General features: G+C 74.1%; 14 protein-coding genes. 5 read left to right on the top strand and 9 right to left on the bottom strand.

Going from position 1 to position 15071, the window contains the following annotated elements:
* The first annotated feature begins 92 nt into the window (after positions 1-92).
* The gene (locus tag AB0P03_RS18320) at positions 93-1613 is read left to right on the top strand and encodes a sigma-70 family RNA polymerase sigma factor (RefSeq protein WP_363629652.1); all 1521 of its coding nucleotides are present in this window, start codon (positions 93-95) and stop codon (positions 1611-1613) included.
* A gap of 49 nt (positions 1614-1662) precedes the next feature.
* Here AB0P03_RS18320 and AB0P03_RS18325 read toward each other — a convergent pair whose 3' ends face one another.
* Positions 1663-1899, bottom strand: a complete 237-nt coding sequence (locus tag AB0P03_RS18325; protein ID WP_363629653.1) for a hypothetical protein — start codon at positions 1897-1899, stop codon at positions 1663-1665.
* A gap of 310 nt (positions 1900-2209) precedes the next feature.
* Between AB0P03_RS18325 and AB0P03_RS18330 the strand changes: the two genes are divergently transcribed.
* A complete protein-coding gene (locus AB0P03_RS18330) occupies positions 2210-3310 on the top strand; it encodes a chemotaxis protein (protein ID WP_363585616.1) in 1101 nt (366 codons plus the stop codon).
* A 354-nt stretch (positions 3311-3664) separates the two neighbouring features.
* Here AB0P03_RS18330 and AB0P03_RS18335 read toward each other — a convergent pair whose 3' ends face one another.
* The 3 genes from AB0P03_RS18335 to AB0P03_RS18345 all read right to left on the bottom strand — a co-directional run bounded on the left by AB0P03_RS18335 (position 3665) and on the right by AB0P03_RS18345 (position 6866).
* Positions 3665-4528 carry a hypothetical protein gene (locus tag AB0P03_RS18335; protein ID WP_363629655.1) on the bottom strand — a complete coding sequence of 288 codons (864 nt, stop codon included), beginning with the start codon at positions 4526-4528 and terminating at the stop codon, positions 3665-3667.
* Positions 4515-5039: a SigE family RNA polymerase sigma factor gene (locus tag AB0P03_RS18340; RefSeq protein ID WP_363585614.1), complete on the bottom strand. Its 525-nt coding sequence runs from the start codon at positions 5037-5039 to the stop codon at positions 4515-4517. Before AB0P03_RS18340 ends, AB0P03_RS18335 begins: the two co-directional genes overlap by 14 nt.
* 351 nt (positions 5040-5390) lie before the next feature.
* Complete coding sequence (locus AB0P03_RS18345) at positions 5391-6866, bottom strand: M1 family metallopeptidase (RefSeq protein WP_363629657.1); 1476 nt, start codon at positions 6864-6866, stop codon at positions 5391-5393.
* A gap of 411 nt (positions 6867-7277) precedes the next feature.
* On the opposite strand from AB0P03_RS18345, the gene AB0P03_RS18350 reads away from it, so the two are divergent.
* Positions 7278-8168 (top strand): carbohydrate kinase, encoded by an 891-nt coding sequence (locus tag AB0P03_RS18350; RefSeq protein ID WP_363629659.1) that lies wholly within the window; start codon positions 7278-7280, stop codon positions 8166-8168.
* Positions 8169-8176: 8 nt separating this feature from the next.
* Here AB0P03_RS18350 and AB0P03_RS18355 read toward each other — a convergent pair whose 3' ends face one another.
* Entirely contained in the window at positions 8177-8698 is a 522-nt protein-coding gene (locus tag AB0P03_RS18355) for a GNAT family N-acetyltransferase (protein WP_363585611.1), read from the bottom strand.
* 265 nt (positions 8699-8963) lie between these two features.
* On the opposite strand from AB0P03_RS18355, the gene AB0P03_RS18360 reads away from it, so the two are divergent.
* Complete coding sequence (locus AB0P03_RS18360; RefSeq protein WP_363629661.1) at positions 8964-9887, top strand: polysaccharide deacetylase family protein; 924 nt, start codon at positions 8964-8966, stop codon at positions 9885-9887.
* Between the two features lie 27 nt (positions 9888-9914).
* Here the strand turns inward: AB0P03_RS18360 and AB0P03_RS18365 are convergent, their stop codons facing one another.
* The 3 genes from AB0P03_RS18365 to AB0P03_RS18375 form a co-directional block, all read right to left on the bottom strand.
* Positions 9915-10352 (bottom strand): YchJ family metal-binding protein, encoded by a 438-nt coding sequence (locus AB0P03_RS18365; protein WP_363585609.1) that lies wholly within the window; start codon positions 10350-10352, stop codon positions 9915-9917.
* A gap of 69 nt (positions 10353-10421) precedes the next feature.
* Entirely contained in the window at positions 10422-11972 is a 1551-nt protein-coding gene (locus tag AB0P03_RS18370) for an FAD-dependent monooxygenase (RefSeq protein WP_363585608.1), read from the bottom strand.
* Between the two features lie 27 nt (positions 11973-11999).
* On the bottom strand, positions 12000-12611 hold the full coding sequence (locus tag AB0P03_RS18375) for a TetR family transcriptional regulator (protein ID WP_363629662.1): 612 nt from the start codon (positions 12609-12611) through the stop codon (positions 12000-12002).
* 256 nt (positions 12612-12867) lie between these two features.
* Here AB0P03_RS18375 and AB0P03_RS18380 point away from each other — a divergent pair, with 256 nt between their 5' ends.
* Positions 12868-13266, top strand: coding sequence for a cytochrome C oxidase subunit I (locus AB0P03_RS18380; RefSeq protein ID WP_350881931.1), 399 nt, complete (start codon positions 12868-12870; stop codon positions 13264-13266).
* A 78-nt stretch (positions 13267-13344) separates the two neighbouring features.
* Here the strand turns inward: AB0P03_RS18380 and AB0P03_RS18385 are convergent, their stop codons facing one another.
* A complete protein-coding gene (locus AB0P03_RS18385; RefSeq protein ID WP_363629749.1) occupies positions 13345-14967 on the bottom strand; it encodes a ubiquinol-cytochrome c reductase cytochrome b subunit in 1623 nt (540 codons plus the stop codon).
* Positions 14968-15071 lie beyond the last annotated feature (104 nt).

Raw genomic sequence — 15071 nt, forward strand, 5'->3', positions numbered from 1 at the left:
CGATTCCGTGCAAATTGTTGTTATCTGATCACTCACCACAGGTCTCCGAGGAGGCAGCGGCGAACGGAACACGGCAAGACGGAGTGCGGACCATGAACGCTGACGTGCAGAACAGGACCGGGACCACCCTGGTACGCGCGGCCCAGGCGGGCGACCGGCAGGCCCAGGAGGCGCTGGTCGCCGCCTGGCTGCCGCTCGTCTACAACGTCGCCGGGCGCGCCCTGGACGGTCACGCCGACGTCGACGACGTCGCCCAGGAGACCATGATCCGCGCCCTGGACGGCCTGGACGGGCTGCGCGAGCCGGAGTCCTTCCGCTCCTGGCTGGTCGCCATCACGATGAACCAGATCCGTCGTCGCCACGCCGCCGGCCAGCAGCAGCCCACCGTCGGGGGCCTCGACGAGACCTGGGAACTCGCCGACCCCAGGGCCGACTTCACCGACCTCACCGTCCTGCGCCTCGGCCTCTCCGGCCAGCGCCGGGAAGTCGCCGAGGCCACCCGCTGGCTCGACCCCGACGATCGCGAACTCCTCGCCCTCTGGTGGCTGGAGGCCAGCGGCGAACTCACCCGCACCGAACTGGCCGAAGCCCTCGACCTGACCCCGCAGCACACCGCCGTCCGCGTGCAGCGGATGAAGAAGCAGCTCGAAGCCGGCCGGATCGTCGTCCGCGCCCTCGGCGCCTACCCCCGCTGCCCCGAACTCGCCGACGTCACCACCGGTTTCGACGGCACTCCCAACTCCGTGTGGCGCAAGCGCATCGCCCGCCACATCCGCGGCTGCGCCACCTGCGACCGCCTCGGCCGCGACCTCTTCCCCGCCGAAGGACTGCTGGCCGGCCTCGCCCTGGTGCCGATTCCGCTCGGCTCGCCCGCGCTGCTGCACTTCCAGCACACCGCAGCCACCGTCGCCACCACCGCCCCGACCGCCGCGAGCACCCACGCGGGCTGGGCCGGGACCGCCGCGCGCAAGGCCGTCCTGGCGAGCGGTGCGGTGGCGGTGGTGACCGTCACCACCCTCGCCCTGGTCTGGTCGCACCCCGCCGACACCCCGAGGGAGGCGACCCCCGAACCCGCCACCCCGGTCACCGCTCCCGCCGCCCCGGCACCCCCCGCGACCCCGGCCGCCGCCCCGGTCACCCTGTCGGCCACACCCACGCCGACCCCCAGCGAGACACCGACGGCCACGCCGTCACCCACCGCCACCCGGTCGGTGGCCCCGCCGCCGCCCAGCCCGGAGCGCCAACTCGTCGACCTCGTCAACGCCGAACGCGGCAAGGTGGGCTGCGCCCCCCTGCGGATCGACCCCCGGCTGCACGCGGCCGCCCAGAAGCACGCCGACGACATGGTCGCCCGTGGCTTCTTCGACCACGTCAACCCGGACGGCGTCCGCACCGACGCCCGGCTGACGGCCGTCGGCTACCGCTGGTCCCAGTGGGGCGAGAACCTCGACCGGGGTCCGACGTCCCCCGCCACGGTGGTCGCCCACTGGATGGACGGCGGCATCCACCAGACCAACATGCTGGACTGCGGCTTCAAGGACGTCGGCGTCGGTCTGGCCACCGGCCCCGCCGGCGCCTACTGGACCCAGGACCTCGGCGCCCCGCTGTCCTGACGCGGCACCGCAGCACCGTCGTACCGCCGCGTTGTCGCGCTGCCGCGAGCTAGGCGGGGGTGACACCGACCAGTCCGTCGGCCGAGCCCGTCACGTACCCGGTCGCCTCCCCGACCACGCCGCCCGCGTCCCCGACCTCCCCCGGCAACGCGTCCGGCGCACTGGTCAGCGACCCGGACAGTCCGTCCTGCCCCCCGACGGCACTGGCGTGCGCACTCGGTGCGGTGAGCGAGGCCACGAAACCCACGGCGAGCGAGGCGACGGCGAGCATGCTGCGCTTCTTCATGGCGGGTCCAACGACGATCCGCCGGGCGGGTTACGAGGACGGCGGCGGATTCCCTCGTCCGTGGCCGTGCGGCCGGGGCCGCAGCACAGCCGCAGCCCGGTGACGGCCGGTCGGCCGAACGGTGGTGCCGCGGGCCCCGGACGGGCTGTCGGGCCCCGGGCCTTTTCCGGTGGCGGGAGGCGTGGGAGGGCGGTGGGATGGGGAGGGGTCGGGAATGATTCCGGCAAATCGGTTGAATCACCACACTTTCGGTCTCATCGACGTCGGTCTCATCGACCAGGACCCCCCACCGCGACACGAAGGGCACCCGATGCACGCAGCCGAGCTCACGCCAGCCGTCCTCGCCGAGCTGCGCCGCCCCCGGCGCTACCCGGCCGTCTCCGTTCTGCTGCCCACCCACCGCAGCGAGCCCGACAACACCCAGGACCCGGTCCGCCTGCGCAACCTCGTCGCCGAGGCGAAGAACCGGCTGCACGCCGACGAGGCGGTCAGCCGGGCCGACCGGCTGGACGTCGTCGAGCAGCTGGACCGCGCGCTCACCGAGGTCGACCTCGTGCACGCCGAGGACGGCCTGGTGATCTACGCCGCCCCCGGTGAGCACCAGGTGTGGTCCCTGCCGCGCCCGGTGCCCTCCCGGGTCGTGCTGTCCGAAACCTTCCTGACCCGCAACCTGGTCTCCGCCTACACCGCCGGTGCGCCCTACTGGGTGCTGACCGTCGCCGCCGACCGGGTCGCCCTGTTCAGCGGCAGCGGGGCGCACCTGGCCGAGCACACGGGTGCCGCCTTCCCGCTCGACCAGGTCCGGCCGGACTGGGACGTCGAGCGCCAGGAGCGGATCGGGGACGTACCGAGCACCTTCCGCGACGAGGAGACCCGCCGCTTCCTGCGTTCGGCCGACACCGCGCTGGCCGCCGTGCTGGAGGCCGACAACCGCCCGCTGTACGTGCTCGGCGAGGCCGCCGCGATCTCCCTGCTCGACGAGATCGGCACCGCTGCCAAGCGGGCCACCGCCCAGGTCTCGCACGGCGGCCTCGGCCACGCCGCCGCCGCCGCGGTGGCCGAGGCCGTCCGGTCCACGGTCGCCGAGCAGGGCAGCAAGGCCGTCACCGAGTTGCACGAGCGCCTCGACCAGGCCCAGGGCGTGAAGGGCCTGGCCGCCGGCATCGACGAGGTCTGGCAGACCGTCGCCGAGGGCCGCGCCGCGCTGGTCGCGGTGGAGGAGGACTACTGGCAGCCCGTCCGGGTGACCGACAACCACCTCGTCCCGGCGGCGGCCGGTGAGCCCGACGTCCGCGAGGACATGGTCGACGAGATCGTGGAGCGCGCCCTCGACACCGGCGCCAAGGTGCAGTTCGTCCCCACCGGCGAACTCGACGCCCGCGGCCACATCGCGGCCGTCCTGCGGTACTGACCCGCCCGGTACTGACCCGCTCGGTGCGGGCCCGGCACGGCACCGGGCCCGCACCGCCGTGTCACGGCCGCGTCAGGACCGGTGGAACGCCCGCCCGGCGGCACCCGAGGAGACCGACCCGACCCCGGGTATCAGCCCGCCGGTGATCGGCCGGGTGTCCGCACCGCGCAGGGCCGCCCCGCCGCCCGCGCCGTACCACGGCGCCGTCCACCGGTCGCAGCCCCCGGCACCTACCCGTCGCCGCTCGCCACCCATGAGAGGACCCCCGTTCTCTGATCGTGCTCGGGACGCTAGCAGGAGCCACTGACACTGAACCCAGGTCGGCCAGGTCGGCCAGGTCGGCCCGGACGGTCCTCAGCGGGTCGTGGTCGAGGAGGGAGTGCTCCCCTCGGAGGTCCGGATCGAGTCCAGCACCTGCTGCACCTGCTGGATCGTCACGTGCGACGGCTCCCGCAGGCAGGCCGTCAGCTGGATCAGCACCAGCGTGCCGGTCCGGGCGACGGCCCGATGGCCGATGAGCTCGCGGGTGCCGCCGAGCGTGAGGCATTCCTTGTCGAGCGTGACGTCGGAGGTGACGGCCAATGAGGTGGTGAACTTCCCGACCAGGTCCGGTTGGTCCACCAGCCGGAGGGTGAGGAGGGCGCCGCCGACGGGCAGCAGCGTGTCGGACGGGCAGGCGATGCCCGCCGTCCGGCAGGGGGACGCGGGGCTGATCGGCCCGGTGGCCAGGTAGCCGATGCCGTTCCGGGGGTCGCCGTTGAAGGTGCTCTGGCTGTACCAGCCGCTCGGCAGGTCGAGCGCCAGGTTCGGGTACGACGAGAAGCGGACCTGCGATCCGGGCGTCGGCACCATGGTCGGTGTCGCGCTGGGGCCGATCGTCGGAGTGGGCGGTACCCCGCCCGGCACCGTTTCGGCCGGTCCGGTCACCCCCGGTCCCGCAGCCGTCCCCAGTCCTGCCGCCACCCCGTGCTCCGGCGTGGGCGCGATCGCGGGCGCGGCGGCCAGCGCCGCGGCGACCAGCCCGGCGGTCAGTCCGGCCCCGAGCCCGGCGGCCCGCCGTCGGCGCCGGGTGCCGATGGCGCGGGCGCGTACCCGTTCCATCCGGTCCTCGGGCGTGGCGAGCTCCGGTACGGCCTGGTGGAGCAGGATCCGCAGCTCCTCGCCCTCACCGCCGTCCGGCCTCGGGTCGTCCGGGTCCAGCAGGTCAGTACCGATCACGGGGTCCCCCCGCCAGCAGCAGTTCCCGGGCCGGCAGCCGGCCGCGCAGCGCGGCGAGCGCGCGGTGCGTCTGGCTCTTGACCGTGCCGGTGCTGCAGCCCAGGACCTCGGCGGTCTCCTCGACGCTGAGGTCCTCGAAGAAGCGCAGCACCACCACGGCCCGTTGGCGCGGCGGCAGGGCACGGACGGCCTGGGCGACCACCTCTCCGAGCACCACCCCTTCGTACGGGTCCGCGCTCGCCGGCGGCGGCTCCGGCAGTTCGCCGTGCGGCAGTTCGCCGGTCCAGCGGCGGCGCCACCAGGAGACGTTGCAGTTGACCAGCACCTTCCGCAGGTAGGCCTCGGGCCGGTCGATGGAGATCCGGTCCCATTTGGGCCAGATCTTGGCGAGCGCGGTCTGCAGCAGATCCTCCGCCTGGTGCGGGTCGCCGGTCAACAGCCAGGCCACCCGCAGCATCTTCGGGCCGCAGGCGGAGACGAACTCCTCGAAGTCCGGTGTGCCATCCCTCATCCCGCCGTCCCCGCCATGGTGTCCGTGCCGTCCCTGTCAGCCGTGGCGGCCTGCTGGGCCGCGATCGTGGTGTCCTACTCACAGCTGATGAACGTGCTGGACGGTGTTTCGGGTTGTCTTCCGGGCACGGGGATTTTCGGCTGGCCGGCGCGGGGAGGTTGGACGGCCCGCGAGCCGGCCGGGACTCGGCCGGGCGGCGGGCGGGCCGTGGGCACCACGATGGCCGCGTCGGTCCCGTCCGGCCAGAGGCGCTCACGGGGCGTCCGGGCGCACGATGCGGCGCGCCAGGGGCGTACGGGTGGGACGCAGGGGGCGGCGGACCACGGACCGGGCCAACCGGGTGACGGCGGGTCAGAGCGTCCCGGAGCCGTGCGGCGCCTCGGTGGGGACACCGCGGGCGGCGGCCGCCGGGTCCGAGGTCACCGGGGTGACCGTCCAGTCGGGGTGGCCGGGCATCGGCGGGGTGCGCAGCCCGTACAGCCAGTCGGTGAGGAAGCCGGAGAGGTCCTGGCCGGAGACCTCGGAGGCGGTGCGCAGGTAGTCCCGGGTGGTGGCGGTGCCGTACCGGTGCCCGCGCAGGAAGGTGCGCTCGATCCGGTCGAAGGTCCCGGCGCCGACCCGCTCGCGCAGTGCGAACAGCACCAGCGCGCCGCCGGTGTAGCGCTGGCTGTCGAAGAGCTTGGCGGCGCTGGGAGCGGCGACCGGTCCGGAGTCGTGCCGCCACTGGTCGCCGAGGCCGTAGAGGGCCCGCATCCGGTCGACCAGGGTGGTGTGGCCCCAGGCGTCCGGCCAGCCGCGCTCGTAGCGGTAGACCAGGGCGTAGTAGTCGGCGTGCCCCTCGTTGAGCCACAGGTCCGCCCAACTGGCGGGGGAGACGCTGTCGCCGAACCAGGAGTGCACCAGCTCGTGCATCTGGTGCGAGCCGATCGCGGACTCGGGCTGGCGCAGGAAGTCAGGCTTGTAGAGGGTGAGGGTCTGGGTCTCCAGGCCGGTGAAGCCGAACGCGGCGGGGTCGTCGGTGTCGGCCGGCAGGAGGCCGTAGGTCTCGAAGGGGAACGGCCCGAGGTGCTGCTCGGCCCAGGTCAGCTGGTCGGCGGTGAGCGCCAGGGCGGGTTCGAGGTCGGCGGCCCGGGCGGTCGGGACGACGTCGCGCAGCGGCAGGCCGTGCGGGCCGGTGCGCTCGCGGACGGTGTAGTTCCCGACGGAGACCTGCACCAGCTCGGTGGCCATCGGCTCGCGGGAGGCGTAGCGCCGGGTGGTCCGGCCGTCGCCGAGCCGTTCGGTCTGCGTCAACTCCCCGTTGGCGACGCCCAGCAGGCCGTCGGGCGCGGTGACGGCGATGGTGAACCGGGCCTTGTCGCTGGGGTGGTCGTTGCACGGGAAGACGGTGTGCGCGCTGTCCGGCTGGCCGGCCACCGCGAAGCCGTCCGGGGTCGGGACCCAGCCGGTGTGCGGGAGCCTGGCGCGCGGGTCGGCGGTGTACTCGACGGTCAGCCGCGCGGTGGTGCCGCGGTGCAGGGGCCGGGGCGGGGTGATGGTCAGCTTCTCGTCGTGGGCGGCGAACCCCGCCGGGCGCCCGTCGACCCGGACGGCGCGCACGGTCAGGCCCAGCGCGTCCAGCTCCAGGTGTGCCAGGGTGCGGGACGGCCGGGCGGTGATCACCGCGGTCGCGTCGACCGTGCGGGTATCGGCGCGGTAGTCGAACGACAGGTCGTAGGCGAGCGCGTCGTACCCGCTGTTGCCGAGTGAGGGGAAGACCGGGTCGCCGAGGCCGTCCGCGGCGGTGGCGGCCGGGGTGCCGGCGGACAGCAGCACCGCACTGAGCACGAGTGGGAGGACGAGGCCGACACGGGGCCTGGACAGGGTGATCACCGCACTTCGGGAGTCGTGGCCTCGGGGGGCCTGGCTGCGGGATTCGTGGCTTCGGGAGCCCCGGTGAGGAGCGGGGCCGGGCGGCGGTACGTGCGCGACGCACCGGGCACGGACCCTAGCGGACCGGGGCGCCCGCCAGGCGCCGCCGCCCGGACGGTTGTCAACACGAGTCCATCCCCCGGACGGCCTACAGCGATGGCGGGGCCGCCGCGCGCTGGCTAACGTTCGAAGTGCTTCGCCCCCTGACGGACGAGGCCACGGCCGTCGGAGAACCTGGCCAGGTCCGGCGGCCGTCCTTCATGCCCGGGTGCACCCCGTAGGCTGGCGGCCGAGACGACGCCCGCGTACCGGATGCCAGGAGCCGCCGTGACCAGCCCCGATTCGCACGTTCTGGTGATCGGCGAGTGCGTCGCCGACATCGTCCGCACGGATGGCGCCCCGGACACCGTCCACCCCGGCGGCAGCCCCGCGAACGTCGCCTACGGCCTGGCCCGGTTGGGGCGGCCCGCCACCCTGCTCACCCAGCTCGGGGAGGACGCCAACGGCCGGCTGATCCGGGCGCACCTGGAGTCGGCGGGGGTGGTGGTCCGGGCCGCCGGGGTGGCGCGGACCCCCTCGGCCGTGGTGCGTCTCGACGGGCAGGGGCGGGCGCGCTACACCTTCGACATCGGCTGGACGTTGCCGCCGACCGAACTCGCCGAAGCGCCGGGCGCGATCCACCTCGGCTCGATCGGGGCGGTCACCGACCCGGGCGCGGCGGCGGTGCTGGCGCTGGTCGAGCGGTGGCGCGGCCGGGCGCAGATCAGTTACGACCCGAACGTGCGCCCCGCGCTGATGGGCGAGCGGGCGCGGGCCGTGCGGCGGGTCGAGCGCTGCGTGGCGCTGAGCGACGTGGTCAAGGCGAGTGATGAGGACCTGGTCTGGCTCTACCCCGGTGAGGATGCGGAGGCGGTCGCGCGCCGCTGGCTCGCCCTCGGCCCGGCCGTGGTCGCGGTGACCCTGGGTGCCGACGGCGCGTTCGCGCTCACCGCCGGGGGCGGGCACGCGCGGGCCGCAGCCGTTCCGGTGCCGGTCGCCGACACCGTCGGCGCCGGGGACTCCTTCACGGCGGCTTTCCTGCACGCCCGCGCGGCCGGCGCCGACCTCGCCGGCTGCCTCACCCAGGCGGTGACGGCCGCCGCGCTGACCGTCTCCCGCCCCGGCGCCAACCCGCCCTCGACGGCGGAGCTGACGGCCGCCCTGGCGCAGGCGAGTTAGGGCGTGCTCTAGCCGGCCAGCTCCTTGCCGTACCAGATCTGGGCGTACGGGCCGCTGCTGTAGGCGGGGATCTCGCGGTAGCCGTGGCGGGTGTAGAGCGCGCGGGCCTCGACCAGGTCGAGGCGGGTGTCGAGGACGATCCGCCGGGCGCCGAGCGAGCGGGCGGCCTCGTCGACGGCGGCGAGCAGCCGGGCGCCGCCGCCGGTGCCGCGCAGGCCGGGGCGGACGAACACCCGGGTCAGCTCGACGGTGTCGGCGTCGCGCCGGCGCAGCCCGGCGCAGGACTGGGCCGCGCCGTCGTAGTGGCCTAGCAGGAAGAGGCCGTCCGGTGCGGCGAGGTCGTCGCTGGGGGAGCCGGCCAGCCCCGACTCCAGTTCCTCGGGGGTGCCTTCGCGGCCGAGGTGCAGGCGGTAGTAGCGGTTGGCCACGTCGTAGTAGTACTCGCGCAGCAGGGCCAGGGCCTCGGGTGCGGTGACGTCCGCCGTGGCGACGGACCAGAGGCGGGCGGTGCGGGGCGCGGTGTCGGTCATGGGCGCATGATCGGTGGTCGCGGGCCCGGTCCGCAATCGGGTTTCGCACGGCCGCCCGGTCGGCTCGGGTGCCCGGCCGGTTCGGCAAAGGAAGGGCAAGGAGCCCGGCGCGTCGTTGCCCCGCACGGGTGATGAGGGGGTTGGCGGGGGTGCGCTGCGGGGGAGCAGTGCGTCTATGAACAGATCATCAAATCATCGCATTAATGCGGGTTTGAGAGGGATTCAGGGACGCGGCGCCGGTGCTCGGGCGGGTGTGCGGACCGGTTTGCTGGCCACCGTCTGCCTCTCCGCCGTCGCCGCCGGCTGTGCGGGGCCGGCCGACCCCGCGCGGCCGGCCGTCGTCCCGCCCGCGCCGGGTGCCGTGCCCGTCGTCGAACACGGGGTCGGCCGCCCGCCCGAGGCGCTGCCGGTGCTGCCGGGCCTGGCCCGCAAGGAGGAGGAGGCCGGCACCGAGGCGGTCGCGCGCCGGGATTCGGAAACCCGGGCGGCCCTGGAGACCGCGCACCGCTGGGGCCTGGAGGCCCCGCCGCTGAAGGCGCCGCCACGCCCGGCGACCAGGCCGGTGCTGGCCCAGTCGCAGGGCGTGAAGCTCAAGGAGGGGCGGCCGCCGGTGGTCTACCGGGTGCCGACCGACGAGAAGGTGGTCTTCCTCACCGTCGACGACGGCTCCGAGAAGGACCCGGAGTTCTCCCGGATGGCCGACGAACTCGGCATCCCGCTCAGCACCTACGTTTCCGACTACCTGGCCCGCGAGAACTACGGCTACTTCCGCGACCTGCACGCCCAGGGGGTGGAGATCAACAACCACACCATCAACCACCGCAACCTGAAGGTCCTCGGCTACGAGGCCCAACGCGACGAGATCTGCCGTCAGCAGGACCAGCTGGAGAAGCAGATCGGCGTCCGCCCCCGGCTGTTCCGGCCCCCGTACGGCGAGTACAACGACGACACGCTGCGCGCGGCGGCGTCCTGCGGGGTCCAGGCGGTGCCGCTGTGGAACGAGGAGGCCTTCCCGGACCACATGGAGTGGCGCTACGACGACCGCAAGCTCCACTCGGGCGACATCATCCTCACCCACTTCCGGGGCACCGACCTCTGGAAGGCCTCGATGCCGGACCTGCTCCGCAAGGTCGTCAACGACGTCACCGCGCAGGGCTTCGCCCTCGGCCGGCTGGACGACTACCTGTAGGAGTTCGCCCGTCGAGGGCTCCGAGGATCAGCCGAGCGAGAGGGCGTCGAGGTACACCCAGGCGCCCTCGTGCCGGACGAACCGGCTGTGCTCGGTGAGCACGCCCTGCTCGCGGCCCTCGGTCCAGTGCGCCCGGAAGGCGACCGTGCCCTCCGCGTGGAAGGCGCCGCCCTCGGTGGTGGCCACCACCTCCAGGCCGGTCCAGCGCAGCGCCGGGTCGAAGTCCACCTCGGCGGGCCGGGTGTCCGGGTGCCAGGTGCGCAGCAGGTAGGCCTCGTCCTGGGCGGCGAAGGCGCTGTACCGCGAGCGCATCAGGGACTCGGCGGTGGTGGCCGCCGTCTGGCCGCGGTGCAGCCGCCCGCAGCAGTCGCCGTAGGCGGCGGGCAGGCCGCAGGGGCAGGGGGAGGAGGGCAGCAGCCGGGGCGCGGAGGCGGCGGCGCGGGGCGCGGGGTGACGTCGGGACATGCGGTCCATTCTCTCCCTCCGGCCCCGGCCGCCCCGACCGGGGCCGGTGGGGCGTCCGGGTGCGGGTGCTCAGCAGTGGGCGGAGTCCGGTTCGCCGAACCAGGCGTGCAGCGCGCGCAGCAGCCCGTCCGGATCCTCCTCCCCGGGAGCGGCGGCCCAGGCGACGTAGCCGTCCGGGCGTACCAGCAGCGCGCCGGCGGGTGGTTGCGGGCAGTCGGCCGTGAGCACGTCCACCCGGCCCTTCCAACCGGCCGCGAGGTCGGCGAGCCGTGGCGGGCCGTCCGCGAGGTCGAGCAGCAGGGCCCGGCCGCCGCGGGCCAGTTCGGCGAGCCGGGTGGGGCCGGTGGCGGTGGTCAGCGGGAGGTCCGGCGCGAAGCCGCCGGCGAGCGGGTGCGGGCAGTCGGTGTCGTACCGGACGTCGCTGCCCGCCATGAGCGCGGCGATCCGCCCGAGGTTGTCCTGGTACGCGAGCAGCTCGCCGAACAGGGCGCGCAGGGCGGTGACGGCCGGGCCCGGGGACATCAGGGCCATCTGGGCCTGCGAGTGCATGAAGACCCGTTCGCCGATGGGGTACCGCTCGCGGTGGTAGCTGTCCAGCAGGCCGGGCGGGGCCCAGCCCTGGAGGTCGGCGGCCAGCTTCCAGCCGAGGTTCGCGGCGTCCTGGAGCCCGAGGTTGAGGCCCGGACCGCCGGTGGCGGCGTGCACGTGCGCGGCGTCGCCGACCAGCAGCACCCGGCCCTCGCGGTAGCGCTCGGCGAGCCGGGTGTTGTGCCCGACCTGGCGGCGCGGGGTGTGCGCGCCGGGCGTGTCGGCCGGGGCGAGCGGCAGGTCGGCGCCGGTCACCCGGCGGACGCTGGCGCGCAGTTCGTCCAGCGTGGCCGGCACGGTCTCGTCGACGGGCGGGCCGGCCCACTCCATGGTGGCCATCATGGCGAGTTCCGGGCCCATCGGGGCGAGCACGAACACGCCGTGCGCGGTGCGGGTGTGGGTGAACGGGCGGAACGGCGTCGGGCAGCCGGGCAGCAGCACCTCGCCGGTGTCGAGCACCCGCAGTCCCTCGGGCGGGCGCACGTGGGCGATGCGCGCGACGGGGTCGGGCGAGGTGACCCCGGGGAAGCCGATCCCGGCCAGCTTGCGGACGGTGCTGCGGCCGCCGTCGGCGCCGACCAGGTAGCGGGCGCGTAGCCGCTCCGGCCCGTCCGGTCCGAGGACCTCGACGGTCACCCCCGCCGCGTCCTGGCTCAGGCCGGTGACCTCGCGGCCGTGGTGCACGGTCACGCCGAGTTCGCGGGCCCGCTCCGCCAGGGCCTGCTCGATCCGGTGCTGCGGCACCGGCAGGGCGTACAGCGGGTTGCCGTCGAGCTCCCGGAGGTCCAGCGGGAACGCGCCGAACACGAAGCGGGGCACCGGGGCCGGGGCGCCCGGGCCGCCGAGCCGCTCGTACAGGCCGCGGTGGTCCAGCAGCCGGATCACCTGGCCGACCAGCCCGTTCGCCTTCTGCTCCGACGAACGTTCGGCCAGCCGGTCCAGCACCACCGGCCGGACTCCGGCCAGCGCCAGTTCGCAGGCCAGCATCAGCCCGTTCGGGCCGGCGCCGGCGATGATGACATCGTGGGTCATGGTAAATCCCCCTGTGCGACGGTGAGTTCACGAAGACGACGGTTCGGGGAGGCCGGCCGCCAGCTGCCGCAGTGCCTCCGCCAGGAGCGTTTGCAGCGGTACCGGCGGGTCGGCGCGCAGCCATACGTCGCTGGCCGCCTTGAGTGCGGCCAGGACGCCGGCGGCGACCAGTCTGGGGTGGAGGCCGCCGGGGTCGGCCCCGGTCCGGGCGGCCACCGCCGCGGTGAGCCCGGCCTCGGCGTCCGCGCCGGCACGGGCCAGCTCGGCCTGGAGGGCCGGTTCGCGCAGCAGTAGCCGCACCGCGGCGGTCCACCGCGGGTCCGGCTGCTCCGCCGCGCCGTCGAAGGGCGCGAGGGTGGCCCGGGTGAGCGCCTCCCAGAGCGGTTCGGCCGCGGGCCGCTCGCTCAGCGCCTCGCCGACGAGCCGGATGCGGTCGCAGTGCCGGGAGACGATGGCCTCGGCCTTGCTGGAGAAGTAGTTGTTGTAGGTGCGCGGCGACACCCCGGCCGCGGCCGCGATGTCCTCGACCCGGACGTTCTCCAGGCCCCGTTCCACCGCCAGGCGCAGTGCGGCCCAGCTCAGCGCCTCCCGGGTCGCGGCCTTCTTCCGTTCCCGCAGACCGATCTGACTCTTCGTCATGACCACCACTCTCCCCAGAAGCCTGCGCGCCGCGCAAGACTGCGCGGCACGCAACTTTTTCGGAGCCGACACCCCGGGCGGATCCGCCCCGGCGGGGTTGCGAGGAGTCGCGCGGCGGCTCGGCGAGTCGCCCTGCCCACCCGGTTGGTCACTGATAGTAGTGGCCTGGTTGCGGAGCGGTCTCCCGCGCCGGTTCGGCGGGACGGTTCGACAGGACGTCCCGACAGCACACCTCGACAGGACATGAGGAGCGGTCATGGGTGGCAGACAGCGTCCGCCGGGAGCGCGGACCCCTCGGCAGGGCAGGCCCGTCGCGGGCGGCCGGGTGAACGCCCGGGCGGAGATCGCCCGGCTGGAGGGTTATCTCGCCTGGGAGGCCGAGGTCGCGGCGGCCGAGCGGGACGCCCGGGCCTTCGCCGGGCAGTTCCCGTGGCTGCCCGCCGCGGAGCGGGAGAGCCTGGAGCAGGCCTACGCCGCCGACCGGCTGCGCTACGCCGAGGAGGTCGTCGACCGCGCCGTCGAGCGCTGCCGCCGGCTGGCCGCCCGCTACCGCAGCGAGTGCCGCCGGATCTGCGCCCGCTGGGCCGCGCTCTGCCTCTCCGTCACCCTGGCGGCGGCGCTGTTCGCCGTCGTCCCGGCGGCCCTGCGGGCCTGAGCCGGGCCGATCCGCCGGCACGCCCGAGGGCCCGCCGCGCCGATGACGGCGCAGCGGGCCCTCGGGCGTGCGCGGGGATCAGTGGTGGCCGTGGCCGCTGCTGATCTCCTGGTGCTCCTCGGCGGTGGGCTTGGCGATCTGGCTGTCCTCGCCGTAGAAGCCGCGGGACAGCTTGGCCCTCGTCCGGGCGAACAGCCCGGCCTTGCGGACCACCCCGTTCTCGTCCACCTCCGGCGGCAGGTCCTCCGGCTGCGGCTGCTCGTGCGCGGTGAGGGTGTACATCCGGCCCGGCGGGAGCGGGGCGTGCACCTCGACGAACTCGCCGTGCTGGAGCCGGTTGATGACGCCGGTCTCCCGGCCGTGCAGCACCTTCTCCTTGTCGCGCCGCTGCAGGCCCAGGCACCACCGCTTGGTGACCACGAAGACGACCACCGGCACGACGAAGAAGCCGGTGCGCACCGCGTAGGTGATCGCGTTGATCGACAGGTGGAAGTGGGTGGCGAGCAGGTCGTTGCCGCCGCCGGCCAGCAGGATCAGGTAGAGGCCGATCCAGGCCGCGCCGAAGGCCGTGCGCACCGGTGCGTTGCGCGGCCGGTCGGCGAGGTGGTGCTCGCCGCGGTCCCCGGTGACCCAGGCCTCCAGGAACGGGTAGCACCAGATGATCAGCAGCACGGTCGGGAAGACCATCAGCGGGACGAACACCCCGAGGTTCAGGGTGTGGCCGCCCCAGACGCTGATCTCCCAGCCGGGCATCACGCGCACCAGACCCTCGGAGAAGCCCATGTACCAGTCCGGCTGGGCGTCGGTGGACACCTGGTCGGGCCGGTAGGGGCCGTAGGCCCAGATCGGGTTGACGGTGGCGATCGCCGACATGAACGCGACCACGCCGAAGACCAGGAAGAAGAAGCCGCCGGCCTTGGCCATGTAGACCGGCATCAGCGGCATGCCGACCACGTTGTCGTTGGTCCGGCCGGGCCCGGCGAATTGGGTGTGCTTGTGGTAGAAGACCAGGATCAGGTGCGCCGCGAGCAGGCCGACCATGACCCCCGGGATCAGCAGGACGTGCACGGTGAACAGCCGCGGCACGATGTCCTGGCCGGGGAACTCGCCGCCGAACATGAAGAACTGCAGGTACGAGCCGACGATCGGCACGGCCAGGACGGCACCCTCCATGAACCGGATGCCGGTGCCGGAGAGCAGGTCGTCCGGCAGCGAGTAGCCCATGAAGCCGTCGAACATGCCGAGGAACAGCAGCAGCGCGCCGAAGACCCAGTTGATCTCGCGGGGCTTGCGGAACGCGCCGGTGAAGAAGACGCGCATCATGTGCGTCAGCATCGAGGCGACGAACACGATCGCCGCCCAGTGGTGGACCTGGCGCATCAGCAGGCCGCCGCGGACCTCGAAGCTGATGTCGATGGTCGAGGCGTAGGCCTCCGACATCTGGATGCCCTTGAGCGGGACGTACGAGCCGTCGTAGATGACCTCGCCCATGCTCGGCTTGAAGAAGAGGGTCAGCCAGACGCCGGTGATGATGATGATGACGAAGGTGTAGAGCGCGATCTCGCCCAGCATGAAGGACCAGTGGTCCGGGAAGATCTTGCGCAGATTGGCCTTGGCCAGGGAGTAGATGCCGACCCGGCCGTCGGTCCAGTCGGCCAGGGCCTCGGCCTTGTTCGCGGGGTTGGCGCGCGTGCTGGTCACCGGTCCCGGCTGCGACTGCTGGTCGGTTCTCACGACGGACTCCCCGGCGTCCTCGGCGTGCCGGGCTGGAGGCCCGCCGGCAAAGACGCCGGCCGGCGAAGTGT

Source organism: Kitasatospora sp. NPDC088779, from assembly GCF_040685395.1.
GTDB lineage: Bacteria > Actinomycetota > Actinomycetes > Streptomycetales > Streptomycetaceae > Kitasatospora.